Origin of the sequence: Pandoraea cepalis (genome assembly GCF_902459625.1) — a bacterium.
GTDB lineage: Bacteria > Pseudomonadota > Gammaproteobacteria > Burkholderiales > Burkholderiaceae > Pandoraea > Pandoraea cepalis.
Window position 1 is genome coordinate 701,638 of the sequence record NZ_CABPRY010000001.1, and the last position, 26,998, is coordinate 728,635.

Genomic DNA, 26,998 nt, shown 5'->3' on the forward strand with positions numbered 1-26,998 from the left:
ATCCAGGTTCAACCACGAAGGAGCCGTCGCCGTGTTAACGCTTGCCATGGAAAAAACAGGTCTGTCGAGAACCCAAGTCATCGCCGCGACGACGCTGGGTACAGCGCTGGAGTTTTACGACTTCACGATTTACAGCTTCTTTGCGATTCAAATCGGTCAGCTTTTCTTCCCGTCGGCATCGCCGGTGAACCAGTTTTTGTTGTCGATCGGCGTTTTCGGCGTGGGCTTCGTCGTGCGGCCGCTGGGTGGCATCGTGATCGGTGCCTATGCAGACCGCGCGGGGCGCAAGAAGGCGATGGTGCTGACCATCATGTTGATGGCGCTCAGTTGCGCGCTCATCGCCGGTGCGCCGACGTACGCGGTCGCCGGCGTCGTCGCGCCGTTCATCGTGCTCGCCGCGCGATTGATCCAGGGCTTCGCTGCGGGCGGCGAGTTCGGCCCGGGGACCACGTTGCTCGTCGAATACGCCTCCGACTCGACACGCGCCTTCTTTGCGAGCTGGAACTTCTCGGCCACGGCCCTTGGGCTTGCGATGGGTGCGGGGGTCGCGACGCTCGTCAATGCCACGCTGCCCAAAGAGGCGGTGCTGGCGTGGGGCTGGCGCATTCCGTTCGTGCTCGGCATCGTGGCGGCGCCGGTCGGCATGCTTATCCGTCGTCGACTGGAAGAAACACTGAGCGACGCCTCGTCGCGTGGCCCGGCTCGGCAAGGTGCGTTGAAGGAGGCGCTCACCACGCACCTCAAGCTGACGATTCTCGGCACCTTTGCGGAGCTTGGCGGTTCGGTGTCCGTGTACATCACGGCCTTCTTTCTGCCGAGCCATGCGGTGCGCACGCTGCATCTGTCATCGACTGCCGCTGTCGTGTCGGGCGTGGTCAGTTCGCTGGTGCTGTTCGCGGCGGCGCCGATCGCCGGCAAACTCGCCGACCGCTACAGCCGAAAGCGTGTGCTCGTGGTGTCGCGCGTGACCCTGTTGCTGAGTATCTATCCTGCGTTCGCCTGGCTCTCGGCGCAGCCTTCGATGTGGCTGCTGTGCGCGGTGTCCGCGTTTCTGGCCGTGTTCGTTGCCGGACAAATCGTGCCGGTACTCGTGATGATCCCGGAGCTTTTCCCGAAGCACGTTCGGGCAACGGGCATCGCACTGACTTATGTCGTCAGCGCTTCGTTCTTTGGCGGGTTTTCTCCGTTCATTGCGAGCTGGCTCGTTGCGCGCACCGGCGACGTGCTCGCGCCTGCGTGGTATGTCGCGGCGGCTTGCGCCGTCTCGCTCGTGCCGCTGATCTGGCTGCGCGATCGCACCGGCGAAGCGCTCGACTGAAACGTCTTCACATTCAGGATTCCCATGTCAGATAACGACGACCTCGTGAGCCGCAGTGCGGTCGAATTACGACGCATGATCGGCGCGAAAGAGCTCTCGCCCGTCGAATTGCTCGAAGCGTGCATCGAACGGATCGAAGCCATCAATCCGGCCGTCAATGCGATTACGGCTACCTGCTACGACGCGGCGCGTGAGAACGCCAAGGTCGCCGAACGCCAGGTGATGGCGGGGACGCCGCTGGGGCTGCTCCACGGCTTGCCGCTCGGGGTGAAGGACCTCGAGGACACGGCGGGTTTGCTCACCACCTACGGCTCACCGATGTCGCGTGGTCATGTGCCGTCGCGCGACGTGGTGCTCGTCGAGCGGTTGCGCGCGGCGGGCGCGGTGCTCGTCGGCAAGACGAACGTGCCGGAGCTTGGCGCTGGCGCGAACACGCGCAATCCTGTGTGGGGCGCGACCGGGAATCCGTTCAATCCGGCGTTAAATGCCGGCGGATCGTCGGGCGGGTCGGCCGCCGCGCTCGCTTGCGACATGCTGCCCGTCTGCACCGGCTCCGATACCGGCGGGTCGCTGCGCATCCCGGCATCGAAGTGCGGCGTCGTCGGCTTCAGACCGTCGGCGGGGCTCGTGCCCAACTCACGGCGTCTGCTCGGATGGACGCCCATTTCCGTTGTCGGTCCGATGGGGCGCGATGTCGAGGAAACCGCATTGCAACTCGCGGCGACGGCGGGCCTCTCATCCGGCGACCCGCTCAGCTATGACGTCGACGCGCCCGGCTTCACCGCATTGCCTGAGCTCGATCTCGCTACGCTGCGCGTCGGCTACACGGAAGACTTTGATGCGTGCGATGTCGATGACGAGATTCGCGCGGTGTTCCGTTCGCGCATGGCGGCGCTCGGCAAACTGGTGCAGACATGCGAGCCGGTCAGCTTTGAACTGGGAGAGGTGCACCGCGCATTCGACGTGATCCGTGCGGAGAGCTTCGTCGCAGGGTTGCGCGACGCGTATGCGCGCGATCCCGGGGCGCTCGGACCCAATACCCGGGCAAACTATGAGATGGGTGCGGCGATGACGCTTGCCGACAGCGCGTGGGCGCAAGCGGAGCAGACGCGCATTTTCAGGCGTTTCCAGTCGGCGTTCGAGCGTTACGACGTGATCGTCTCGCCGACAACGCCGGTGTCGCCGTTTTCGTGGGGTGAGCTGTATGCTGCGCAAATCAACGGCCGCGCGCAGGAAAATTATTACCGCTGGCTCGCGCTGACGTATGTGGTCACGCTCACCACCCATCCCGCGATCTCGCTGCCATGCGGTGTCGATCTTGCGGGCATGCCTTTCGGTTTGCAGATCGTCGGCCCGTTTCGCGGCGATCTCAAGACCCTGAGTGTCGCGCGCGCCATGGAGCGTGCCTTCGACCAGGAACCTTCACTGCGCCGGCCGCGCCCCGATCTGTCGAAGCTTGCGCAGGCGAACCCGGCGCTCAAGTCAATCGTTACCCATCCGCCGATCCTGCATTCGGCGGGCGAAAATCAATCCGGAATGTCATCCGTTTAACTTCAGGGAGTCTGTCATGTCCAATGAAATCACAAGATTGCAAACCAACGCGCGCATGAGCCAGATCGTCGTCGCGAATGGCGTTGTCTACCTGGCTGGACAAGTCCCCGACACGGCAGGCGGTTCGATCACCGTGCAAACGAATGAAGTGCTGACGCGCATCGACGCGCTGCTCGCTACGGCGGGGATCGACAAGACGCGCCTCGTCACCGCGAACATCTGGCTCAGCGACCCGAAGCACTTCGACGAATTCAACGCGGCATGGGAGGCATGGGTGCCCTCGGGCCATGCGCCGACCCGCGCCTGCGTGCAGGCCTTGCTGATGAAGTCGGGGCTGGATGTTGAAGTCGCCGTGACCGCGCTTGCGTGACGTGACCGTCATGAAATTCGATACGCTTGTTCTCGGCGGGGGCATGGTTGGCGTCTGTGTTGCCGTGCACTTGCAGCAGCGTGGGCTCTGCGTCGCGCTGGTCGACCGCAAGGCGCCGGGCAACGAGACGTCGTTCGGTAATGCCGGGCTGATCCAGCGCGAGGGCGTCTATCCCTATGCGCTGCCACGCGATCTCGCCACGCTCATGCGCTATGCGCGCAATCGCTCGCCCGACGTGCGCTATCACGTGCGGGCTATGCCGCAGGTGCTTCCGTTTTTGTGTCGGTATTGGTATCACTCGCGTGCGGACCGTAACGCGGCCATCGCCCGTTCGTACTCGACATTGATCGAGCATTGCGTCGACGAGCATCGGGCATTGGTCGAGGCCTCGGGGGCGCAGGCACTGCTGCGCAAGGGCGGCTGGCTCAAGGCGTTTCGCAGCGCGCGAAAGCAGGAAGCGGAGTCGCGTGTGGCGGAGCAATGGCGATCCGAGTATGGTGTCGCGTTTCAGTCGCTCGATGCCGGGCAACTGCGGCGCGACGAGCCGTCGCTGGGGCACGCGTTGATTGGCGCACTGCGCTACACCGATGCGGACTCCGTGAGCGACCCCAATGCGTTAGTCACCGCCTACGCGTGCTACTTCGAATCGCTGGGCGGGCGAATCTTCATCGGCGACGCGACGACGCTCGCGCCGCATTGGAGTGTCGACACCGAGGCGGGCCGCATCGATGCACATTCCGCGGTGATCGCGCTGGGACCGTGGTCGGATAGGGTCACGGCACGGCTGGGCTATCGACTGCCGCTGGCCGTCAAGCGCGGTTATCACATGCATTACGCCGCGCAGGAAGGCGCGCGCCTGAAGCAGCCGGTGCTCGATGCCGAGATCGGCTACATGATGACGCCCATGGCGCGCGGCATCCGTCTGACAACGGGGGTCGAACTCGCTTACCGCGATGCGCCCGCCACGCCCGTGCAACTCGATGCCATCGAGCCTTTCGCGCGCGACGTGTTTCCGCTTGGCCAGCGGCTGGACGCGCAACCTTGGCTCGGCTGTCGTCCTTGCACGCCGGATATGATGCCTGTGATCGGGCCCGCGAATCGGCACAGGGACTTGTGGTTTGCGTTCGGACACGCGCATCACGGGTTGACGCTCGGCCCCATCACCGGGCGTTTGCTCGCCGAGATGATGGTCGGCGCCGATCCGATCGCGGATCCACGACCGTTCCGCGCCGATCGCTTCAGCTATTGATCGAGTCCGTGCCCGTGCCTGTGCCTATGCGCGACATGGACTTCTGTTCGTAGACACGCGATCGTCCCCGCTTGCTGCTCGGATCGTCGAAGCGGCACCTCCCCCGGAAATATGTAGACAACATCGGCGCTCGCCCCCGAGGCCGATGACGTCGCGCCCCGTTCGGCGTGACTTCGACGCCCGCGCATCCGTGCGTGCCGTGGCGCCGAAAACGTTGTTAACTCCTTGACCCAATAAGGATTTTCAACGCCCATCGAAAAGCTCATCGATTGTCACTGTCCTGTCATCGGCACTTCTTAGACTGCTGTCACTTTTGGCACAAATTGCCACAAAACAGCTAGTCGAGCGATGCGGGCGACGTGCTCCCAACCTGGGGCGCGGTTAGCGGGAACGCATCGGATCCGACCGGCGAGTCGATTGACAGGTGACCCGTGGACGAAGCAATTCGAATCGAGCGACTGACCAAGACTTTCGGGGGCGGCCGCCGTGCGCTCGACGAGGTGGCGCTTACCGTGATGCCGGGCGAAATGGTCGCCCTGATCGGGGCGTCGGGCTCGGGCAAGTCGACGCTGATGCGTCACATGGCGGGTTTCGTGGCGGCCGATCCGCAGCCAGGCGGCATCGACATTCTCGGTCGTCCGATTCAGCGCGACGGCCGCATCGTGCGCGAAGTGCGCCAGATTCGTCGCGACATCGGCTTCGTCTTCCAGCAGTTCAACCTGGTGGGCCGGATGCCGGTGATCACCAACGTGCTGACGGGGCTGCTCGCGCGCGTGCCGCTGTGGCGCAGCCTGCTGTTCCGCTTCACGCCGGCCGAGCGTCAGGCGGCGATGGCGGTGCTCGCGGAGGTCGGCATCGCCGATCTGGCGTTCCAGCGCGCCAGCACGCTCTCGGGCGGTCAGCAGCAGCGCGCGGCGCTGGCGCGCACGCTGGTGCAGGGCGCGAAGATCATTCTTGCGGACGAACCGATTGCGTCGCTCGATCCGGAGTCGGCCCGCAAGGTGATGGACATGCTGGCCCGCATGAACCGCGATCACAAACTGACGGTCGTCGTCTCGCTGCATCAGGTGGATGTCGCCATGCGCTATTGCGTGCGAACCGTCGCCCTGCATCAAGGACGCGTGGTGTACGACGGCCCGTCCGCGGCGCTGACGCCCGACCTGCTGCGCCGCCTGTATGGCGTGCAGGCAAGCGAACTGCTTAACGACCGTGTTGACCACGTTGACCATGTGGAAGACGCCGACGACAGCGACGCTGCCGACGCTTCTCCGCGCGCCGCCGGCCCCGCGCCGGCCAATGCGCAAGCCCCATTCCTCACCTCGATGTCCCTCAGTCTGACCTGACCAGGAGCTTGCTCTCATGAAACTTTGGAAAACCCTGCTGGCCGGCGCGGCCATGCTTGCCTCGGTGGCGGCAGTGCACGCGCAGGAAATCAATTTCGGCATCATCTCGACCGACTCGAGCGCGGCACTGCGCCAGCGTTGGCAGCCGCTGATCGACGACATGGAGAAGCAAACCGGCATCAAGGTGACGCCGTTCTTCGCCACCGACTACGCCGGCGTGATCGAAGGCATGCGCTTCAACAAGGTGCAGCTCGCCTGGTTGGGCAACAAGGCAGCGATGGAAGCCGTGGACCGCTCGCAAGGCGAAGTCTTCGCGAAGATTATGTACGCCGACGGCACCGAAGGCTACTACTCGCTGCTGATCGCGAACAAGGCGAGCCCGTACAAGACGCTCGACGACGTGATCAAGAACGGCAAGAAGATCAACTTCGGCCTGGGCGATCCGACCTCGACGTCGGGCACGCTGGTGCCGGGCTACTACGTGTTCGCGAAGCACAACATCGATCCGCGCACGTACTTCAAAACCGCGCGCAGCTCGAATCACGGCGCCAACCTGATGGCCGTGCTCAACAACCAGGTCGACGTGGCCACCAACAACACCGAAGAGATCGACAAGCTCGAGGCAACGCAGCCGGAGAAGGCCAAGCAGGTGCAGGTGATCTGGAAGTCGCCGCTGATCCCGTCGGATCCGCTGGTGTGGCGCAAGGACCTGCCGGAAGCGACGAAGAAGAAGATTCGCGACTTCTTCCTGGCGTACGGCAAGGACGCGCATGAGAAGGAAGTGCTGAAGAACATCTACAACTACGGCGGCTTCCGTGCGTCGAGCAATGCGCAACTGCTGCCGATCCGCCAGCTCGAGCTGTTCAAGCAAAAGCAACAGATCCAGTCGGATGCCAACCTCGATGCGGCCAAGAAGCAATCGCAATTGACCGACATCGACAGCAAGCTCGCCGCGCTCGATCAGGAAATGAGCAAAACGAAGTAAGCGCCTGATTGCCTGGGCGTGGAACGACACGATGTCACAGAGCGGCGCACGGGCGTTGTTCTGTGATCGATGACGGCGGGCCAGGTCATCTGGCCCGCCGTGACCTCTGGTGACCTCTGTGGTCCGATGATTTGCTGGTCGATGCTGCACCGGCTTGCCTTGTGGTACACGACATGAACACCAGCGTATCCCTCACTGCAAATGGCCGCCTGCCGGGCGAGCCGCCCAAGCGTTCATGGCTGACGTTGATCGGCTGGGGCGCATTCTTCCTGATCTTGGTGTGGTCGTGGGGCGGCGCCGACATGCGTCCGCTCGATCTGATTCGCGATTCCGGCAACATGAGCCAATTCGCGCACGATTTCTTCCCGCCCGATTTTCACGACTGGCGCGTGTATGTCCACGAGATGCTCGTGACCATTCATATCGCTGTCTGGGGCACGGTGCTCGCCGTGGTGTGTTCGATTCCGATGGGGTTGCTCTCGGCGTCGAACATGGTGCCGGCGTGGGTGTACCAGCCGGTGCGCCGCGTGATGGACGCGTGCCGCGCGATCAATGAGATGGTCTTCGCGATGCTCTTCATCGTGGCGGTAGGGCTTGGCCCCTTCGCCGGGGTACTGGCGCTGTGGGTGCATACGACGGGCACGCTCTCGAAGCTGTTTGCCGAAGCGGTCGAAGCGATCGATCCGCGTCCGGTCGAGGGCGTGCGGGCCACCGGGGCGCGCGCGATCGATGAAATCCTGTACGGCGTGCTGCCGCAGGTCATGCCGCTGTGGATCTCGTACACGCTGTACCGCTTCGAGTCGAATGTGCGTTCGGCGTCGGTGGTCGGCATGGTCGGCGCGGGCGGCATCGGCGTGGTGCTCTACGAAGTGATCCGCAGCTTCGAGTACGCGCAGACCTGTGCCGTGATGCTCATCATGATCGTGGTCGTCACGTGCATCGACGTGTTTTCGGCCCGTGTGCGCAAGCACGTGATCTGATCGTCCCGCCGCGTCGATCGCGTCAATCCGCAAAGGGCACTTGGGTGCCCTTTGCTTTTTCCTGACGGCAGCCGCCTCGCGACGGCGCCGAGTCCCGCACAGCGGCCAATGCCGATCGCCCGGGCCGTGACGCCGTTCCCGGCGCGCGGCCAAACTGGAGCTCCCCCATGCCCTCAGCCTTGCCCACTCACGCTCGCGTCGTCATCATCGGTGGCGGCATCGTCGGCTGTTCCGTCGCCTATCACCTTGCCAAACTGGGATGGACGGACGTCGTCCTGCTGGAGCAGGGACAGTTGTCGTGCGGCACGACGTGGCACGCGGCGGGGCTGGTCGGCCAGTTGCGCTCGCAGGAGAGCATGACGAAGCTCATCCGCTATTCGACGAAACTCTACAGCGAACTGGAAGCGGAGACGGGGCTCGCCACGGGATGGAAGGCATGCGGGTCATTGTCGGTGGCCCGCACCCAGGCGCGCATGACGCAACTCAAGCGCACGGCGGCGGTGGCGCGTGCCTATGGCGTGCAGTGCGACGTGATCTCGCCGCGCGAGGCCGGCGAACTCTGGCCGGTGATGCGCACCGACGATCTCGTCGGTGGGGTGTGGCTGCCGGGCGACGGCAAGGCCAACCCGACCGATCTCACGCAGGCGCTCGCGCGCGGCGCGCGCAGCCGTGGCGTGCGCATCGCGGAGAACACGCGCATCACGGCGATTCACACGGCGTCGCCTGGCGGGATTCGCACGGCGACCGGGGTAGCCTGGTGCAATAAGGACGGCGAAAGCGGACGCATCGACGCGGAGATCGTCGTGAACTGCGCGGGGCAGTGGGCCAAGGCCGTAGGTCGCCTGTGCGATGTGAGCGTGCCGCTGCATTCGGCCGAGCACTACTACATCGTGACGGAACGGATCGAGGGCGTGCATCCCGATCTGCCGGTCATGCGCGACCCGGACGGCTACACCTACTTCAAGGAGGAAGTCGGCGGTCTGGTGATGGGCGGCTTCGAGCCGAACGCCAAGCCATGGGGCATGAACGGCATTCCCGAGAACTTCGAGTTTCAACTGCTGCCCGACGACTGGGACCAGTTCGAGATCCTCATGGAGAATGCACTGATGCGTGTGCCCGCGCTCGAGACGGCGCAGATCCGGCAGTTCTACAACGGCCCCGAGTCGTTCACGCCGGACAACAACTTCATGCTCGGCGAAGCGCCCGAGCTGCGCAATTTCTACGTCGGCGCAGGCTTCAATTCGATGGGCATTGCGTCGGCGGGCGGGGCCGGCATGGCGCTGGCCGAGTGGATTGTCGCGGGTGAGCCGACGATGGACCTCTGGCCCGTCGATATTCGCCGCTTTGCGCGATTCAACGGCAACGACATCTGGCTGCACGATCGCGTGAAGGAGACGCTCGGCCTGCACTACGCCATGCCGTGGCCGAATCGCGAACTGGACACGGCGCGGCCGTTCCGTCGTTCGCCACTGCATGCGACGCTGCTCGCCAAGGGCGCCTGCTTCGGCAGCAAGATGGGCTGGGAGCGGCCGAACTTCTTCGCGCCGTCGCCCGAGCAGGCGACGATCGATTACGGCTTCGGTCAGCAGAACTGGCACGCGTGGAGTGCCGCCGAGCATCGCGCATGCCGCGAGGCCGTCGCGCTGTTTGACATGAGTTCCTTCTCGAAGCTGCTCATCAAGGGCCGCGATGCCGAGCGCGTGTTGCAAGCGTTGTGTACCAATGACGTGGCCGTGCCGCCTGGGCGCACCGTCTACACGGGAATGCTCAACGAGCGCGGCGGTTACGAATCGGACTTCACGCTCACGCGTCTCGCGCCCGATCAATACCTAATGGTCACCGGTTCGGCCCAGACGACCCGCGACATGGACTATCTCGAACGGCGCATCGCCCAACGGCCCGACGATCCGCGCTGTACGGTCGTCGACGTCAGCGGGCAGTACGCGGTACTGGCGCTCATGGGGCCGAATTCGCGCGCGCTGTTGCAGCGGGTGTCGCGCGCCGATTTTTCCAACGAGGCGTTCGCGTTCGGCTCGAGCCGGGAAATCGATCTCGGCTACGCCACGGTGCGTGCCACGCGCCTGACCTACGTCGGCGAACTCGGTTGGGAGTTGTACGTGCCCGTCGAGTTCGCGGTGGGCGTCTATGAAACGCTGCACGCGGCGGGTGCCGCCTTCGGGTTGAAGGATGCGGGCTACTACGCCATCGACTCGCTGCGTATCGAGAAGGGCTATCGTGCCTGGGGACGAGAACTGACGCCTGACACGAATCCGGTGCAAGCAGGGCTGACGTTCGCCTGCAAGCTGGCCGGCGGTCTCCCGTTTGTCGGCCGCGAGGCGGTCGAACTGGCCAAATCGACGGGGGTCCGCCGCAGGCTTGTGAGCGTTGTGCTCGACGGGGCGAGCGACAGAATGCTCTGGGGCGGTGAGGCGCTGCTTCGCAACGGCGTGCCGGTCGGCTTCCTGTCGTCGGCCGCGTATGGGCACACGATCGATGCGCCCGTCGGGCTCGCCTATCTGACGAATCCCGAGGGCCTCGTGTCCGCCGAATACGTGGAAACGGGCCGCTATCAGGTCGATCTCGCGGGTGATCGGCTCGACGCCCGAGTCCAACTGCGCGCGCTGTACGAACCGAAGGGCGAGCGCGTGAGCGCTTGAACGGGCGAGCCTGTCGCGGTGGGTCGCGACGACGACGCCGGCCGCCGCGACACCGGAGGCGGGCGGACTCGCCGCCGCTTCTGTAAAATGCCGCTTTTGCCTCGATTTCGCGCGTCTCCGACGGGGGCGCGTTCGGTCTCTGACGTATGCCTTTTGCTTGTATTGCGGCGGCGCGCCGCTTCGACGACACGGCGCATCTGCCGCTCGTGATCGGTTCGCAGCGTTATGGGTGGATTCGCCGTCGCGACGCCGAGTCGCTGTGCCGTTGGCCCGACGTGTTCGAGATCAGTTCACTCGCGGTGCGGATTCATCCGCGCCACGATACCTGCGAAGCGCGCACGGCGGCGCTGGCGCCGGTGATCGAAGCGCTTGCGGCCGAGGGCCTCATCACGGGTTGGCGCAACGAGCGCTATGCCATTCGGCAACGGCTCTACGACGCGCCGCTCGCGTGGATCGAACGCGCCGCCTCGCGCTTTTTCGGCACGCGCACGTTCGCCGTGCATGTGAACGGATACGTGCCGGCCCGCTTCGTCGGTGAGGCGCCGAAGCTCTGGATTGCGCGGCGCAGTGTGCTCAAGGCGACCGATCCCGGTTGTCTCGACAACACGGCGGCCGGGGGCATCGGCAATGGGATCGGCGTAGGCGATACGCTCGTCAAGGAGTGCTGGGAAGAGGCCGGCATTCCGGCGCATCTGACGAACGACGCGCGGCCTGGCCGCACGCTGCATATCCTCGCGGAAATTCCGGAGGGCGTGCAGTCCGAGCAGATTTTCGTCTACGATCTCGCGCTGCCGCGCGGCTTCGTGCCCGAGAACCAGGATGGCGAGGCGAGCGCGCACTGGCTGTGCTCGGCCGGCGACGTGCGCGAGGTGATCGCAGACGGCAAGATGACCGTCGATGCGAGCCTCGCCAGTCTCGATTTCCTGCTGCGCGAAGGCGCCATTCGCACGAAGGACTGCGCCGGAATCGAGGCGTTGTTCAAGCCGGCGGACGAATGATCGAGGCCATCGGACGCACGTCCATCGACACCGATTTCTACACTGCAACGACATTGCAAGCCTTTGCCCAGGAGCAATCATGGCACCGATCGAAAATAGCTACATTCTGAAGTTGTCCTGCCCGGACCGTCCCGGCATCGTCCACGCGGTGGCCGGTTTCCTGGTCGAGCGCGGCGGCAACATTCTCGACTCGGCCCAGTTCAACGATCGCTTCACCGGTGGCTTCTTCATGCGCGTGCATTTCCAGCAACTGCCGGGCCAGAGCGATCTGGCCGCGTTGCAGCGCGACTTTGCCCCGCTCGCCGTGCAGTACGAGATGCAATGGGAGTTGGTCGACGCCGCGATCAAGCCGCGCGTGATGCTCATGGTCTCGAAGATCGGTCACTGCCTGAACGATCTGTTGTTCCGCTACAAGACGGGCCAGCTCAACATCGAAATTCCGGCCATCGTCTCGAACCACAAGGATTTCTACCAACTGGCCGCGAGCTACAACATTCCGTTCCATTACCTGCCGCTCATGAACGCAACGCCGGAATCGAAGGCGGCGCAGGAAGCAAAGGTGTATGAACTGGTGCAGGACAACGACATCGATCTGGTGGTCCTCGCGCGCTACATGCAGGTGTTGTCCAGCGATCTGTGCGAGAAGCTCGCAGGCCGCGCGATCAACATTCACCATTCATTCCTGCCGAGCTTCAAGGGCGCGAAGCCGTACTATCAGGCGTTCGACCGTGGCGTGAAGCTGATCGGGGCGACGGCGCACTATGTGACATCCGATCTCGACGAAGGTCCGATCATCGAGCAGGAAGTCGAGCGCGTGGATCACACGATGGACCCGGAGCAACTGACCGCCATCGGGCGCGACGTGGAATGTGTGGCGCTGGCGCGCGCCGTGCGTTATCACGCCGAGCATCGCATTCTGCTCAACGGCCACAAGACGGTGATCTTCCGCTAAGCGAAGCACTAGGTGCGCCGCGCCAGCTCACTGCCGGCATCGCGCGCAAGCCGCGCAATCGAGATCGTCGAACTCACGGCAATCAGCCCGACCACCAGGAACGCCCACGGGAAGTCGACGTCGATCACATGATCGCGCCCGTGCAGCCACGACGACGTCTGCAACACGGCGGCGCCGATGGTAATGCCCAGCGTGAGCGACACCTGTTGGGCGACGCTGGCCAGGCTGGTCGCCTGACTCATGCGCTGCGCCGGCACGTCCGCGTACGAAATGGCGTTCAGGCTCGTGAACTGCAACGAGCGGAAGCATCCGCCAAACAGCAGCGTGCCGAGAATCACCAGATGCGACGTCTGTGCGGAGAACAACCCGTAGCCGCCGATCGTCGCCGACGCGACCAGCGCGTTCGTCATCAGCACGCGGCGAAAACCCCAGCGTTGCAGAATGCGCAGCGAGAGCGTCTTCATGAACATCGCGCCCGCGGCCGAGATGAACGTGAGCGCGCCCGATTCCATCGGCGTCATCCCGAAACCCAGTTGCAGCATCAGCGGCAGCAGGAACGGCGTGGCGCCGACGCCAATGCGAAACAGCGTGCCGCCCGCGACACCGGCACGGAACGTGGGGATGCGAAAGAGGTCGAGCCGCAGCAGCGGATGCGCGAGCCCCTTCGCATGACGCAGGTAGGCCACGAGCAACGCCGCACCGATGGCGACGAGTCCCAGCGCGAGCGATACGGGGATCAGATGGCGGCCGATGGTGGACAACCCCAGCATCAGGATCGAGAGTCCGAGGCCCGACAGCACGAAGCCCCGGATGTCGAGCGGCGGCACGTCGTCCTCAAAGAGATCGGGAATGTACTTCGTTGCAAGAACGAAGCCAAGCACGCCGATGGGGATGTTGATATAGAAGATCCAGCGCCAATGCCAGTACGTGGTGATGAAGCCGCCAAGCGGCGGGCCGAGCACCGGGCCGACCAGCGCGGGGATCGTGAGGTAATTGAGTGCGCGCACCATGTCGCGCTTTTCCACGGACTTGAGCAAGGCGAGGCGTCCCACCGGCACCATCATCGCCCCGCCCACGCCCTGGATGAAACGCGCGATCACCAGTTCCGGCAGCGTGCTCGAGATGCCGCAGCAGATCGAGCCAAGCACGAACACGCCAATGGCCGTGCGAAAGACATTGCGCGTGCCGAAACGATCGGCAATCCATCCGCTGATCGGAATGAAGACCGCGAGGCTGATGAGGTAGGTCGTGAGCGCGAGCTTGAGCGTGATCGGGCTCTCGCCGAGATCTTGCGCAATCAACGGCAACGAGGTGGACAACACGGTGGAATCCATGTTCTCCATGAACAGCGCGCAGGCAACGATCAGTGGAACAAGCATGAGGCATGACGTTGCCGTCGCGGCAACCGGGTAAGCAAACGAAGAACGACTCGACACACGAGCGGCGGTGCGTCAGCGGGGGCAATCGATAACACGGCGGTGCGCCGGTCATGGCAGGCTCGATGGCGGCGCAGTGAGGGTTATAGCAAACTTCTCCGCGGTCCGTGCCCGTCGTGTGCAGCGCCAGGCGCCATGCGGGTTTTCACGGAGCCCGCGGCGGGCAACATCGTTTTGGAGGGTGGAATACGGTGTTGCACCACAATACGTTGTCGCATCCATCGAAACGCGCGGCCGATCGTTGCCTGCTGGCGGTTGCAGCGCCACCGGCGTCGATGCCCTGGCAGGCGTTCGAGCCTATCGCGATGTCAGGAAGTCGCGCAGCAGGTCGAGGTGCGTGTGCGCATCCTCCTCTTCCAGTCGATGGGCTGCGGTGAGCAACGTGATGGGGCCTTCGGTCAATCGCGTGCGCAAGTCCGCGAGCGTGGCGTTTCGCTCGGCGTCGAGCGCGGCGAGTTCATCCAGATAGCGTTGACGGAATTCGTCGAACTGCTCGGGATGCTGGTGAAACCACTGGCGCAGCGGCGTGCTCGGGGTGGCGTCCTTGGCCCAGAAGTCGATTTGCGCCTTGGCCTTGGCCAGACCACGGGGCCAGAGGCGATCGGCGAGCACGCGTTGGCCGTCGGCGGCCTCGGGGGCGTCGTATACCCGCTTGAAGCGAATCTCGGGAAGTTTGGCGCCGCGCTTGCGAGCGGGGTTGGCTTTGACCGGCGGGGCGGCGTCAGGTGTCTTCGACGACGGCATGGGCGGCGACCTCGGAGCGTGGGAGCGCAAGCGCGCGACACCCGAAAGCTTACCCGAGGCGCCCGAGGCCGGCGAGTCGCGTGTGCGTTCGGCGACGCCGAGTTGCGTCGCCGAACGTGAGGGCCGTCGAGAACGCCGCGCGCTGCATGCGCCGGCGTCGGCGGCTACCCCATCACGCCGCGCGCGTGAGGGCCGCGACTTGCCGAATGCCGAGCGACGCCAGCGACTGCCCGATCGCCGCGACGACGTTGCGCATTTCGTTGTCGTCGACGGCGCCAATGCAGCCCACGCGAAACGTGTCGATCTGCGTGAGCTTGCCCGGATAGAGGATGTAACCCCGCTCGCGCACCGCCGCATAGAACGTCTGGAAATCGTACTTGCTGTCGGCGGGCGCGTGAAACGTCACAATCACGGGCGCCTGAATCTCCGGCGCGAGGAACGGTCGGAAGCCCAGCGACGCCATCCCCTCGACCAATGTCCGGCAGTTCTTGCGGTAGCGTTCGCCGCGAGCCGGTTGTCCGCCCTCGGCGAGAAACTGATCGACGGCCGCGCGCAGGGCAGCGACCACGTGCGTTGGCGGGGTAAAGCGCCATTGCGTGGTCTTTTGCATATACGCGTACTGGTCGTGAAGGTCCATCGCCAGCGAATGGCTGTTGCCGCCGCTCGCTTCGAGCACTGAGCGCTTCGCGATCACGAAGCCCATGCCCGGCACCCCTTCGAGGCATTTGCCGCTCGCGGCGACCAGCGCGTCGAACGGCATTGATCGCACGTCGATGTCCAGCGCACCGAAAGAACTCATGGCATCGACGATCAGCCCTTTACCGTGCTTCTGACAGACGCGTGCGATATCCGCAAGCGGATTGAGGACCCCCGCGCCAGTTTCCAGGTGCACCTGTGCAACATGCGTGATCGACGGATCCCGCGTGAGCACTTCGTCGATGGCGGTGGCATTGGCCGCCTGATCGTCGGGGATGGGCAGGGCGACGGCGTCGCGCCCAAGATAGCGACAGATCTTGAGCAGGCGCTGGCAGTACGCGCCGTTGTCCGGCACGAGAATGCGTGCGTCGCGCGGCGTGAGCGTGCCGATGGCCGCTTCGACCGAGAACGTGCCCGAGCCTTGGAGCGGGACGCAAACGTGCGTGTCGCCGCCCTGCACGATGCCCACGAGATCGTGGCACAGCGACGCGGTGACGCGGTTGAACTGCGCGTCCCACGAGCCCCAGTCGCGCAACATGGCCTGCCGCGTCGCCGGCGACGTGGTGAGCGGGCCGGGGGTCAGCAGAATCGGTTCCTGACCAAGAATCATGACCGCCTCCTATCAAGCGGGAAAACAAGCTGCGTTCGGGAAACACCTCGGCGAGGCGATGTGTTGCATATTATTGGCAAATTATGTCGTTTTATTGAAACCGTTGAGGTGTTGTCATCTGTTCGTCAAATACCTCGAATAGTATGGAAATCATTGATTAAGATGGGGTTTTGTCGTCGCCGTGTGCAACGTTGTCCGGCTGTTTTGCGATGCTGCTGGGAAATGGCGAATACGATTTGTTGACAATCTACAAATCGTTGTGCTTGAATGACAAAAAACACAAATAATCGCGTAATGCCACAAATTGCCACGGATAAGTGGGGAAGCGGTTTGTGCTTTGCGGGATCGCGTCGCAGGGTGGCGCCAGCGTTCAGAGAGAAGGAAGACCGGTATGAATCCAAATCCCACGTCGCCCTCGGCGATCGAGCTGTTACAGAGCCAGTCGCTGACCACGCTCGTCCAGCACGAAATCGAGCGCCAGATCATGGCGGGTACCCTCACGCCCGGTACCAAGCTCAACGAGATTGAAGTGGCTGGACGTCTGGGCGTGTCGCGGGGTCCGGTGCGCGAGGCGTTTCGTGCGCTGGAAGAAGCGGGCCTGCTGCGCACCGAGAAGAATCGCGGCGTGTTTGTGCGCGTCATCTCGCTGGAGGAGGCCGAAGAGATCTACACGCTGCGCGGCGTGCTCGACGAATTCGTGGCGCGCACGCTGGCCGAGGCGATCACCTCGGCGCAGCTCACCCGTCTGCGCGAGTCCGTCGAGGCGATGCACATTGCGGTGGAGGCGGGCGACAGCGAAGCGTATTACCGGCTGAACCTGGCGTTTCACGACGCGCTCGTCGAGATGGTCGGCAATCGCAAGTTGATCGAAACGTACCGGCGCCTGGTCAGGGAACTGAGCCTGTTCCGTCACGAAGCGTTGACCGGCGATACGTCTGCGCCGCCGAAGTCGGCGCGCGAGCATCGCGACATCGTGAGCGCGATTGCGTCGCGCGACCCCGAGCGTGCGGCGCACGTCACGCGCGAGCATCTGTCGCGAGGCCGCGCGCGCATTCGCGAGGCCCTTGCGCGAGCACCCGGTGCCGCCGTGCAGGCGAAGGCCGGCTGAAGGACCGTGAACGGTTTGTATTGCTGAATACCCGGCCGCCGGGTGCGTGTCGCCGCGAGGGCGACACCGGCGGTCATTTGCCGAGTTGCGCTTGAGGAGACCCGACGTGAACCCGTCCGTACAGATCGAAGTGAACGGCCGCCAATACCGGTTGCCGCAACAGCCGACCGTCATCGTTTGCGTCGATGGCTGCCAGTTCGAGTATCTCGAAGCCGCCGCGGCTGCCGGCGTCGCCCCGTACCTGAAGCATCTGCTGGCCGACGGCGCGGTGTTCCAGGGCGACTGCGTCGTGCCGTCGTTCACCAACCCGAACAACCTGTCGATTGTGACCGGCGTACCCCCCGCCGTGCATGGCATCTGCGGCAATTACTTCTTCGACCCGTCGGCCGATGGTGGTCGCGGCGCGGAAGTCATGATGAACGACCCTGCCTACCTGCGCGCGGGCACGGTGCTTGCCGCCGCCGCCGATGCGGGGGCGAGCGTGGCGGTCGTGACCGCGAAGGACAAGCTGCGCAAGCTGCTCGGCCATCGCATGACGGGCATCTGCTTCTCGTCGGAAAAGGCGGACCACGTCACGCTCGCCGAGAACGGCATCGACGACGTGCTTGGACTCGTCGGCATGCCGGTACCGGACGTCTACAGCGCGGCACTTTCCGAGTTCGTGTTCGCCGCCGGGGTGCGCCTGCTCGAGACGCGTCACATCGACCTGATGTATCTCTCGACGACCGACTACGTCCAGCACAAATGGGCGCCGGGCACGCAGGGCGCGAACGATTTCTACGCGATGATGGACGGCTATCTGCGTCGCATGGACGCGCTGGGCGCCGTCATTGGACTGACGGCCGACCACGGCATGAACGCCAAGCACGATCCGGCGACTGGCCGGCCCAACGTCATCTATTTGCAGGATCTGCTCGACGACTGGCTCGGCAAGGGCGTGGAAGCCGGCGGCGCGCGGGTGATTCTGCCGATTACCGATCCCTACGTGGTGCATCACGGCGCGCTCGGCTCGTTTGCCACGATCTATCTGCCGCGGGATGTGGATCGCGACGCCATGCGTCGGCGCATCGCCGCGATGCCCGGTATCGAGGTCGTGCTGAGCAACGCCGAGGCATGCGCTCGCTTCGAACTGCCGCCTGACCGCGTGGGCGACCTGGTCGTTGTGAGCGATCAGTCGGTCGTGTTGGGCACAAGTGCCAGCCGTCACGATCTGACCGGACTCACGGTGCCGCTGCGCTCGCATGGCGGGATCTCGGAGCAGACGGTGCCGTTGCTTTTCAACCGCAAGACCGTCGGCATTCCGGGCAAGGCGCGGCTGCGCAACTTCGACATTCTCGACGTGGCACTCAATCACGTCTGACGCGGTACCGCAACGCCTTTGCCCTGTGAGCCCGCGGCGTGCAACCCAGAACGGTTGCGTCGCCGGGCCCCGACCCGTTGGATACGCTGTGGAGAACCCCATGAACGCGCCGCACAAGCTGCATCCCGAGTTCCGCGCCGAAGCGCTTCGCATCGGCGGCGAGAAATTAACCCGCGATCGGATCATCGAAATCTTCAATCCCTACTCGGGCGATCTCGTCGGCACGGTGCCGAAAGCCTCGCTCGACGACGTGCGCCGCGCGTTCTCGATCGCGAAGCAGTATCGCTCAACGCTCACACGCTTCGAGCGCGCCAACATTCTCGATAAGGCCGCTGCGTTGCTGCGCGCGCGCACGACCGAGGCGGCGGCGATCATCACGATGGAATCGGGGCTGTGCAAGAAAGACGCGGTCTACGAAATCGGTCGCGTGGCCGATGTGCTCGGGTTCGCCGCCGGCGAAGCGCTCAAGGACGACGGACAGGCGTTCTCGTGCGATCTCACGCCGCATGGCAAGAAGCGTCGTGTCGTGACGCAGCGTGAGCCGCTGCTCGGGGCCATCTCGGCCATCACGCCGTTCAACCATCCCATGAACCAGGTGGCGCACAAGGTGGCGCCGTCGATTGCGACCAACAACCGCATGGTGCTCAAGCCATCGGAAAAGGTACCGCTCTCGGCCTGCTACCTGGCAGACACGCTTTATGAAGCGGGTCTGCCGCCGGAGATGCTGCAAGTCGTGACCGGTGACCCGATGGAGATTGCCGACGAGCTGATCACGAACGAGAACATCGACATGATCACCTTCACCGGGGGGGTATCGATCGGCAAGTACATCGCGTCGAAGGCGGGCTATCGTCGCATCGTGCTCGAACTCGGCGGCAACGATCCGTTGATCGTGATGGAGGACGCCGATCTCGATCGTGCGTCCGATCTGGCCGTGCAGGGGTCGTACAAGAATTCAGGCCAGCGCTGCACGGCCGTCAAGCGCATGCTCGTCCATCGCGACATCGCGGCGCAGTTCACCGATCTCGTGGTGGAAAAGACCCGCGCGTGGAAGTACGGCGACCCGGCCGACGGCGCCAACGACATGGGCACGGTCATCGACGAAGCAGCCGCCCGCCTGTTCGAGGCACGCGTCAACGAAGCGGTGTCGCAGGGCGCGCGCTTGCTCGTGGGCAACCGGCGCGAGGGTGCGCTGTACTCGCCGACCGTCATCGATCGTGTCGATCCGAAAATGACAGTCGTGCGCGAAGAGACCTTCGGGCCGGTGTCGCCGATCCTGACGTTCGGCAGCATAGACGAAGCCATCGCCATCTCCAACGGCACGGCATTCGGTCTGTCGTCCGGCGTGTGCACGAACCGCCTTGATTATGTGACGCGTTTCACCAACGAACTGCAGGTGGGGACGGTCAATATCTGGGAAGTGCCGGGCTATCGCATCGAGTTGACGCCGTTTGGCGGCATCAAGGATTCCGGGCTCGGCTACAAGGAAGGCGTGCAGGAGGCGATGAAGAGCTTCACCAACACCAAAACGTTCACGTTGCCGTGGGGTGTCTGAGGCAGGTGATCGACCGCGCAAGGGGCACCCGCCGACACGCTCAAATGGGGCGAAAAGCCGCGTTTCGCGGCGCTTCGGCTCAGGCTGTTCCCCTTACGCAACAAGGCTTGGCGGAATCAGGGTAAAAATTGTGACAAATTGATGACACGATTGTTGCGCTGTTCATTTTGGTGTACGGTGTTTCGATTGGGGATACGCATGACGCGTGAACTTCATACGCATCCCGACGCCAGTGTTGGACTGACGCGGGATGCCGGTTTGGCAAACCAGTGTGCGCGTCATGATGGCGGCGCAAGGCGCTGCCCGCCCCGTCGACGATAAGATCACGGAACACTGGCATGCTGACACTCCTCAACCTTCTCTCCGGCGTTGCAATGCTGATCTGGGGTACGCACATCGTGCGCACCGGGGTCTTGCGCGTCTACGGCGCCGATCTGCGGCGCATTCTGTCGCACAGCATTTCGAATCGATTCCTCGCGTTTGCGGCAGGCGTGCTCGTCACGGGACTCGTGCAGAGCAGCAACGCGACGGCGCTCATCGTCTCGTCGTTCGGTGCACAGGGCCTGATCGCGCTTGCGCCCGCGCTGTCGATCATGTTGGGGGCGGACGTCGGTACGGCCCTCATGGCGCGAATCCTGACGTTCGATCTGCATTGGCTCTCGCCGTTGCTGATCTTCTTCGGCGTTGTCTTCTTCCTCTCGCGCAAGCAGACGCGCGCCGGTCAGATCGGCCGCGTGGCCATCGGGCTCGGGCTGATCGTGCTGGCGTTGCAACTGATCGTGAACGCGACCACGCCGATGACCGAGGCGGCGGGTGTCAAGGTACTGTTTGGGTCGCTGACCGGCGACGTGATGCTCGACACGTTGATCGGCGCGCTCTTCGCGATGGTGTCGTATTCGAGTCTGGCGGCGGTGTTGTTGACGGCGACGCTGGCGTCGTCGGGCGTGATTTCGCTCAAGGTGGCCTTGTGCCTCGTGATCGGCGCGAATCTGGGCAGCGGCATGCTCGCGATGCTCACGTCGGCGGGGCAGAATGCGGCGGGCCGTCGCGTGGTCTTCGGCAGTCTTGTGTTCAAACTGATCGGCTGCCTGGTCGTGCTGCCGTTCGTCGACTACGCGCCGGCGCTGGTGAGCTGGCTCTCGGATGCACCCGCGCAAGCCGTCGTCAATTTCCATGTGCTCTACAACCTGGTGCGATGCGTGGTGTTTCTCGCGTTCACCGAGCCGATGGCGCGCCTGTGCGTGCGTCTGCTCTCGGAACGGCCGGAGGCGGACGGCGTGATGCGTCCTCGCCACCTGGATGAGAGCGCGCTGGAGATGCCGTCGGTGGCGCTGTCCAACGCGACACGCGAGACGTTGCGCATGGGCGACATCGTGGAGCAGATGCTCAATGGGTTGCTCGAAGTCATTCGCAGCAACGATGTGGCGAGAGCGCGCGAAACGCGTCGTCTCGACGACGACGTCGACCATCTCTATACCGCGGTGAAGATGTACCTGACGCGCGTGTCGCGCGAGAACCTGAGCGAGCAGGACAGTCGCCGCTGGACGGACATCATTTCGCTCACGATCAATCTGGAACACGCAGGCGACATCATCGAGCGCATGGTGACGGAGGTCGAGGAGAAGAAGATCTCGCACAAACTGTCGTTCTCGGAAGCGGGGTTGCAGGAAATCTGCGACATGCACGCGCGGCTGGTGACGAACCTGCAACTGGGGCTCTCGGTGTTCCTGAACACCGACCTCCGGAGTGCGCAGCGGCTCATGGCCGAGAAGGAGAGCTTCCGCGATCTGGAGCGCGCCTATTCGTACACACACTTGAACCGTCTGGCGGGTCAGTCGGTGCAGAGCATCGAGACGAGTTCGCTGCACCTGGACATCATCAGCGACATGAAGCGCTTGAACTCGCTGTTCTGCTCGACCGCGTATCCGGTGCTCGACGATGCCGGTGCGCTGCGCAAGAGCCGCATGCGGGACAAGCCGAAGGACGGCAAGGACGCGAAGGATGCAAGGGATTTGAAGACGCCCAAGGAATCGAAGGCGTCGACGTTGGCGGTATTGGCCGATGTCGCGACGGCCGCCGCCGCTGGTGTTCGCGACGACAACGAGAGTTCACACGATGGCCCTGAGCCTGCCGGACATCCGCACCCTGTTCGATAAATTCGGCTCGCTTGCCTACAGCGGCGAGCCTGTCACGCAACTGGAACATGCGCTGCAAAGCGCCGCACTGGCCGAGAGCGAGGGCGCCGACGAGGCGCTCGTCGCCGCCAGTTTCCTGCACGATCTCGGCCATCTGCTCAACCTTCAGGGCGAAACGCCCTCCGAGCGCGGCATCGACGACCTGCATCAGTACTTTGCCCTGCCTTTTCTGCGCCCGTTGTTCAGCGACGCGGTGCTCGATCCCATTCGTCTGCACGTGGATGCCAAGCGCTGTCTGTGCGCGGTCGATCCCGAGTACTTCGGCAAACTCTCGGCCGATTCCGTGCGCAGTCTGGCGCTGCAAGGCGGGGTGTTCAGCGATGACGAGGCGAAGACGTTCCTGGCTCGCGAGCATGCCGAGGCGGCGCTGCGGCTGCGCCGCTGGGACGACCGGGCGAAGGTTGCCGGCATGCCGACACCGTCGCTCGATCACTACATGACGTTGCTCGGGCGGGTAACGCTTCAGTGAGGCAGGCGGGCGCGCCAGCCCGCAGGGACCAGCTTCAGGACGGCCGCGCGCGACGGGTGCCATAGGGCCGACAGCAGCAATAGCGCGCCGCCGACCACGACGGCGACCACCGCCAACGCGTGCGTGTCCTCTGACGTCACCAGAAGGTTGAGCATTGCCGTAATCACATACAGCAGCGACGACATCATCAGGGCGCGACGGTCGATCGCGAGCGATATTCCCGTGAGCAGTACGAAGAAGGCGATGGCTGCGGCAGAGTGCTCGGGCATGAGCGCCCAGAAGATCGGATGCGTGACCATGCAAGCCGCAAGCAGGTGCAGCCAGAAGGCGACATCGGAGCGGAAGGTCGTGCGCTTGGGGTCGCGGACGTCCCAGCGCAATGCCCAGACGAAGATCGCGAGACCGGCGACGATGGTCACGGCGCGCATGGCGTCGATGAGGTTGTCTCCGAGAATCACGACGAAGAGCCAGGTCAGGCTTACCACCGCGCCAATGCCCATGGCGAGGGTGACGGGCACCCGAAAGCGTCGCCAGTAAAGCACCGTGCCGATAGCGATGCCGGCGTAGCTCGCAAAAAGCGATAACAACACCTGGGCGCCCAGCGCGAGTCCTTCGGCTTCTGGCGGGATATGTTCACTCGCGCCGAATCCATGCCCGGTGGCTTGTATGCCGATGAAGCCGACGCTTGCAAACGCGGCGATGAAGCCGAAGCAATAGACGAGTGCGGGCAGCGCCATGCGGCGCCGCCGCACGAATACCTCCGACAAACCCCACAAGACCGCCGCGCAGACGAGCGCCGTGATCCACGGCGCAAGCGAGTGTGTGAGCCACACCGTGCCGAACATGAGCAGCGCCGACGCCACGACGACGAACACGTCGTTGAAGCTGGTAATCAGGCGCATCGGCTCGTCGTCGATGCGTTGCTGCGGTTGGGAGGACGGCGGCAGATCTGGCGCGGCCCCCTGCGGCGAGGGCGGGAAATCAGGAGTTGTCATGGCGTGATGGTCGTTGGCGTTCGTGGCCCAAAGTGTATCCGTCGGACGAATCTGTACGCGCGGAAATCCTGGGAAATTTCGCAAACCGTCGTGTGGGTTTGGAAAACGGACGCCCCATCCGGTGGGGAAGGCGTTAAACAGTGAGCGCTGCGCCCCCGAGCCTCTATCCCTCGAAGGGGGCATCAGGGCGCGTCCCCATTGCGAGGTCGTTACGCAATGACGCAGCCCAATCAGCCCGCCAACGCCGTCGCCTCGATCTCCACCGCCACACCGTGACTGAGGGCGGGCACCGGCACGACCGCGCGGGCGGGCTTCGCTTCGCCTGCCCAGGCGGCGTAGACCTCATTGAAGGGCCCCCAGTCGTCGACGTTCGTGATGTACACGCGCACCTGCACCAAGCGGTCGATGCGCGTGCCGCACGCGGCAAGAATTGTCGCAACGTTATCCAATGCCTGCTTCGCCTGTACGGCGAACGGCGCGCCGGCAAGGCGTTCGCCTTCCGGCGTGATCGGCAACTGCCCCGACACGAAAACGAAACCGCCCGCGCGGACCCCATGCGAATAGTGACCGCGCGGCGGCTGCAACGCCGCCACGTTCACGGCGTCGATGCCATCGGCCTGGGGGCTCATACCGTTTCCCCCAGCGTGAGTTTGGCGAAGCGCGCCATATCGACGTTACCGCCCGACAGGATGACGCCTACGCGCTTGCCGCGGATATCCAGCTTACCTTGCAGCACCGCCGCCGCGGCGAGGCAACCGGTCGGCTCGACCACGATCTTCATGCGGCTTGCGAGGAACTGCATCGTCTGTACGAGTTCCTCGTCGGTCACGGTCACGACGTCGTCGACGAGCGCGCGGATCACCGGGAACGTGTATTCGCCGAGATGCTGGGTTTGCGCGCCGTCGGCGATCGTGCGCGGTGTTTCGATGTGCACGATCTTGCCCTTGCGAAAACTCTGCTGGCCGTCGTTGCCTGCGGCCGGTTCCACCCCGTAGATCTCGATGTCAGGATTCAATGCGCGCGCCGCGACGGCGCAACCCGAGAGCAATCCACCGCCGCCGAGGCACGCGACGAGAGTGTCCAATTCGCCGGCGTCCTCGATCAATTCCTTGGCCGCCGTGCCCTGGCCTGCCATCACGTGCGGATGGTCGTACGGCGGGATCAGCGTCATGCTGCGCTCCTGCGCGAGACGCTTGGCGAGCGCTTCGCGATCCTCCTGGTAACGGTCGAAGAGAATCACTTCCGCCCCGTAGCCGCGCGTCGCGTCAATCTTCATCTGCGGGGCGTCCTGGGGCATCAGGATGACGGCCGGTACGCCAAGCTCACGCGCGGAGAGCGCGATCGCCTGCGCGTGATTGCCCGACGAGAAGGCCAGCACGCCGCCGCGCTTTTGATCTGCCGTGAACTGCGAGATCGCGTTGTAGGCCCCGCGGAACTTGAACGCGCCCATACGCTGGAAATTCTCCGCCTTGAAAAACAAGCGGGCCCCCGTCACGGTGTCGGCGGTACGCGACGTCAACACGGGCGTACGATGCGCCGCCTCGCGAATCCGGTCGTGGGCGGCAACGATGTCGCCATAGGTAATCGCCAGCGAAGAAGTTGTCATGATGAGCCTTTCGTGTCGCAGAGATAGGTGTAGACGGTCGAGCGGGCGACGCCCAGCGCACGTGCCACTTCGGCGTGGGCGTGGCGCAGATCGAGCAGACCGCGGGCTTCGATGAGGCGGATGGCTTCGCGGCGCTGCGCGAGCGTCAGGCCCTGCGGCGTGGTGTTGCGCTGCGCGGCGAAGTCTGTGATCAGTGGAACGATGTCGTCGAGACGGCGCGTCGCGAGCGTCTCGCGCACGGGCGTCGGCGCATGATTGGGCACGCTCACCAGTTGCTGCACGCTGGCCGCCGCCGCCGCGAGCATCGAGATGTCCATGTTCAGGCAAATGGCGGCGACATACTCGCCGCGACCGTTTTTCAGACCGATGGACGTGCTCTTGGCCGGACGCCCATCGGGAAACCGATTCGCGTAGTTCGCGATGACCTCGGGAAATGCCGGGTCGGCGATGCGCGCGAGGCCCATCTCCGTGACGGCATCGCCGGGTTCGCGCCCCGACAAATTGTTGGCGATCGCCACGATGGCATGGTCTGGATCGGTCAGGTCGTGCAACACCACTTCGACAAGCGGCGCGAACGTCCGACCGAGCGCCTCGACAATCTTGCGGCTTTCACGAAGCAGCAAGGCGTTCTCGTCGAGCTTGCGGGTGGCGGACGATTGGGCAGATTTCATGATTTGACATTATGTCATTCAGTGACGAAATGTCAAATGGCATCCGGAAAAAAGCCCGGTGCCTGTCGATGACTCGACGGTGGCAGCAGGCGCCAGGGCGCCGGGCGATGCTCAGACGAGTTGCTTTTCCGCCAGTTCGCTTTTGAGATAGCCGTAATAGATCGGCGCGGCGACCAGTCCGGGCAGCCCGAACGCGGCTTCCATGACGAGCATGGCGAGCAGGAGCTCCCAGGAGCGCGACTGGATTTGCGTGCCGACGATGCGCGCGTTCAGGAAGTACTCGAGCTTGTGAATCACGATCAGGAAGGTCAGGGCGGCGATGGCCACGTACAACGAGACCGACAGGCCCAGCACCACGATGAACGTGTTCGAGATCAGATTGCCGACGACCGGCAGCAGGCCCACGGCGAACGTCACCACGATCATCGTCTTGCGCAGCGGCAAGTGAACGTCAAACAGCGGCAGCACACCGATCAGGAAGATCGCGGTGAAAAGCGTGTTGATCGCCGAGATCTTGACCTGGGCGAACACGATGCGGCGAAACGCGTCCCCAAACAGCGTGACGCGCCGTGAGAGGGCGGCCGAGAGCGGGCGCATGCTGTGCACGGGCCGGATCGACGAGAGGGCCACGAGTGCACCAAGCACGAGCCCCACGATGATGTGCACCATCGCGTTGAGCGCTTCCTTGCCGACGAGCGACATCTCCTGCGTGTGGTCCTTCAGATAGCCGGTGATCGACTGGTGGATGTCGTCACTGTCGGCCGGCAGGCGTGCCGTGATCCAGGCGGGCAACTGCGCACGCGCCTGCCCGACCACTTCCATCATCCGACTGTTGAGGTGTTCAAGATGGCCGGCGTCGCTGCGAAAGAACGTGATGATGCCGAAGATGACCGCGGTCATCAGCGCGACGATCACCGCCGACAGGAGGGCGACGGCGACCAGCCGGGCGCGTTCGCTGGAGATGCGCAGTTGCAGGCGCGGCCCGAGCACGTGCACGAGCTGATAGACGACCGTCCCCGCGAGCACCACCGAGAGCAGGTGGATGCTGAGAATCAGCCACAGGGCCAGGGCGGCCGCGGCATAGCTCGCCAGTTCGATCCAGGCATCTCGATCCGGATGCCAGCCAGAGCGCGGTTCCATGCAATGACGT

23 protein-coding genes are annotated in these 26,998 nt (G+C 64.2%); 15 read left to right on the plus strand and 8 right to left on the minus strand.

Annotated elements, in window-relative coordinates; translation table 11 throughout:
- Positions 1 to 31 precede the first annotated feature (31 nt).
- The 10 genes from PCE31107_RS03215 (at position 32) to purU (ending at position 12,403) form a co-directional block, all read left to right on the plus strand.
- The gene (locus PCE31107_RS03215; RefSeq protein WP_150606452.1) at positions 32 to 1,318 is read left to right on the plus strand and encodes an MFS transporter; all 1,287 of its coding nucleotides are present in this window, start codon (positions 32 to 34) and stop codon (positions 1,316 to 1,318) included.
- A gap of 24 nt (positions 1,319 to 1,342) precedes the next feature.
- Positions 1,343 to 2,869, plus strand: a complete 1,527-nt coding sequence (locus PCE31107_RS03220; protein ID WP_150606454.1) for an amidase — start codon at positions 1,343 to 1,345, stop codon at positions 2,867 to 2,869.
- Positions 2,870 to 2,885: 16 nt separating this feature from the next.
- A complete protein-coding gene (locus PCE31107_RS03225) occupies positions 2,886 to 3,239 on the plus strand; it encodes a RidA family protein (RefSeq protein ID WP_150606457.1) in 354 nt (117 codons plus the stop codon).
- A 10-nt stretch (positions 3,240 to 3,249) separates the two neighbouring features.
- Positions 3,250 to 4,488 (plus strand): NAD(P)/FAD-dependent oxidoreductase, encoded by a 1,239-nt coding sequence (locus PCE31107_RS03230; protein WP_150606459.1) that lies wholly within the window; start codon positions 3,250 to 3,252, stop codon positions 4,486 to 4,488.
- A 431-nt stretch (positions 4,489 to 4,919) separates the two neighbouring features.
- The gene (gene phnC, locus PCE31107_RS03235; RefSeq protein ID WP_150606461.1) at positions 4,920 to 5,831 is read left to right on the plus strand and encodes a phosphonate ABC transporter ATP-binding protein; all 912 of its coding nucleotides are present in this window, start codon (positions 4,920 to 4,922) and stop codon (positions 5,829 to 5,831) included.
- Between the two features lie 16 nt (positions 5,832 to 5,847).
- Positions 5,848 to 6,816, plus strand: a complete 969-nt coding sequence (gene phnD / locus PCE31107_RS03240) for a phosphonate ABC transporter substrate-binding protein (RefSeq protein ID WP_130024782.1) — start codon at positions 5,848 to 5,850, stop codon at positions 6,814 to 6,816.
- A 173-nt stretch (positions 6,817 to 6,989) separates the two neighbouring features.
- Positions 6,990 to 7,796, plus strand: coding sequence for a phosphonate ABC transporter, permease protein PhnE (gene phnE / locus PCE31107_RS03245; RefSeq protein WP_017232636.1), 807 nt, complete (start codon positions 6,990 to 6,992; stop codon positions 7,794 to 7,796).
- A 167-nt stretch (positions 7,797 to 7,963) separates the two neighbouring features.
- Positions 7,964 to 10,453 carry a GcvT family protein gene (locus PCE31107_RS03250; RefSeq protein WP_150606463.1) on the plus strand — a complete coding sequence of 830 codons (2,490 nt, stop codon included), beginning with the start codon at positions 7,964 to 7,966 and terminating at the stop codon, positions 10,451 to 10,453.
- A 146-nt stretch (positions 10,454 to 10,599) separates the two neighbouring features.
- Entirely contained in the window at positions 10,600 to 11,451 is an 852-nt protein-coding gene (locus tag PCE31107_RS03255; RefSeq protein ID WP_130024784.1) for an NUDIX hydrolase, read from the plus strand.
- 79 nt (positions 11,452 to 11,530) lie between these two features.
- Positions 11,531 to 12,403 (plus strand): formyltetrahydrofolate deformylase, encoded by an 873-nt coding sequence (purU, locus tag PCE31107_RS03260; RefSeq protein WP_130024785.1) that lies wholly within the window; start codon positions 11,531 to 11,533, stop codon positions 12,401 to 12,403.
- An 8-nt stretch (positions 12,404 to 12,411) separates the two neighbouring features.
- On the opposite strand, the gene PCE31107_RS03265 is transcribed toward purU, so the two are convergent.
- From PCE31107_RS03265 to PCE31107_RS03275, 3 genes are all read right to left on the minus strand, one after another.
- Positions 12,412 to 13,782 carry an MFS transporter gene (locus PCE31107_RS03265; RefSeq protein WP_150606465.1) on the minus strand — a complete coding sequence of 457 codons (1,371 nt, stop codon included), beginning with the start codon at positions 13,780 to 13,782 and terminating at the stop codon, positions 12,412 to 12,414.
- A 354-nt stretch (positions 13,783 to 14,136) separates the two neighbouring features.
- Complete coding sequence (locus PCE31107_RS03270) at positions 14,137 to 14,583, minus strand: DUF488 domain-containing protein (RefSeq protein WP_150606467.1); 447 nt, start codon at positions 14,581 to 14,583, stop codon at positions 14,137 to 14,139.
- A 172-nt stretch (positions 14,584 to 14,755) separates the two neighbouring features.
- Entirely contained in the window at positions 14,756 to 15,889 is a 1,134-nt protein-coding gene (locus PCE31107_RS03275; protein ID WP_150606469.1) for a 2-aminoethylphosphonate--pyruvate transaminase, read from the minus strand.
- Between the two features lie 391 nt (positions 15,890 to 16,280).
- Here PCE31107_RS03275 and PCE31107_RS03280 point away from each other — a divergent pair, with 391 nt between their 5' ends.
- The 5 genes from PCE31107_RS03280 (at position 16,281) to PCE31107_RS03300 (ending at position 22,576) form a co-directional block, all read left to right on the plus strand.
- The gene (locus PCE31107_RS03280) at positions 16,281 to 16,997 is read left to right on the plus strand and encodes a phosphonate utilization associated transcriptional regulator (protein WP_150606471.1); all 717 of its coding nucleotides are present in this window, start codon (positions 16,281 to 16,283) and stop codon (positions 16,995 to 16,997) included.
- Positions 16,998 to 17,103: 106 nt separating this feature from the next.
- Entirely contained in the window at positions 17,104 to 18,357 is a 1,254-nt protein-coding gene (gene phnA, locus PCE31107_RS03285; protein ID WP_130024790.1) for a phosphonoacetate hydrolase, read from the plus strand.
- A 100-nt stretch (positions 18,358 to 18,457) separates the two neighbouring features.
- Positions 18,458 to 19,912: a phosphonoacetaldehyde dehydrogenase gene (gene phnY, locus PCE31107_RS03290; RefSeq protein WP_150606473.1), complete on the plus strand. Its 1,455-nt coding sequence runs from the start codon at positions 18,458 to 18,460 to the stop codon at positions 19,910 to 19,912.
- A gap of 338 nt (positions 19,913 to 20,250) precedes the next feature.
- On the plus strand, positions 20,251 to 22,068 hold the full coding sequence (locus tag PCE31107_RS03295) for a Na/Pi cotransporter family protein (protein WP_150606475.1): 1,818 nt from the start codon (positions 20,251 to 20,253) through the stop codon (positions 22,066 to 22,068).
- Complete coding sequence (locus PCE31107_RS03300; protein ID WP_150606477.1) at positions 22,028 to 22,576, plus strand: phosphonate degradation HD-domain oxygenase; 549 nt, start codon at positions 22,028 to 22,030, stop codon at positions 22,574 to 22,576. The genes PCE31107_RS03295 and PCE31107_RS03300 overlap by 41 nt, the downstream gene beginning before the upstream one ends.
- Here PCE31107_RS03300 and PCE31107_RS03305 read toward each other — a convergent pair.
- From PCE31107_RS03305 to PCE31107_RS03325, 5 genes are all read right to left on the minus strand, one after another.
- Positions 22,570 to 23,571, minus strand: a complete 1,002-nt coding sequence (locus PCE31107_RS03305) for a hypothetical protein (RefSeq protein WP_150606479.1) — start codon at positions 23,569 to 23,571, stop codon at positions 22,570 to 22,572. The genes PCE31107_RS03300 and PCE31107_RS03305 overlap by 7 nt on opposite strands.
- A 230-nt stretch (positions 23,572 to 23,801) precedes the next feature.
- Positions 23,802 to 24,200 (minus strand): RidA family protein, encoded by a 399-nt coding sequence (locus PCE31107_RS03310; protein WP_130024794.1) that lies wholly within the window; start codon positions 24,198 to 24,200, stop codon positions 23,802 to 23,804.
- Entirely contained in the window at positions 24,197 to 25,177 is a 981-nt protein-coding gene (locus tag PCE31107_RS03315) for a threo-3-hydroxy-L-aspartate ammonia-lyase (protein ID WP_150606481.1), read from the minus strand. Before PCE31107_RS03315 ends, PCE31107_RS03310 begins: the two co-directional genes overlap by 4 nt.
- Complete coding sequence (locus tag PCE31107_RS03320) at positions 25,174 to 25,848, minus strand: helix-turn-helix transcriptional regulator (protein ID WP_150606483.1); 675 nt, start codon at positions 25,846 to 25,848, stop codon at positions 25,174 to 25,176. Before PCE31107_RS03320 ends, PCE31107_RS03315 begins: the two co-directional genes overlap by 4 nt.
- Positions 25,849 to 25,959: 111 nt before the next feature.
- Positions 25,960 to 26,988 (minus strand): AI-2E family transporter, encoded by a 1,029-nt coding sequence (locus tag PCE31107_RS03325; RefSeq protein WP_150606485.1) that lies wholly within the window; start codon positions 26,986 to 26,988, stop codon positions 25,960 to 25,962.
- Between the last annotated feature and the right edge of the window lie 10 nt (positions 26,989 to 26,998).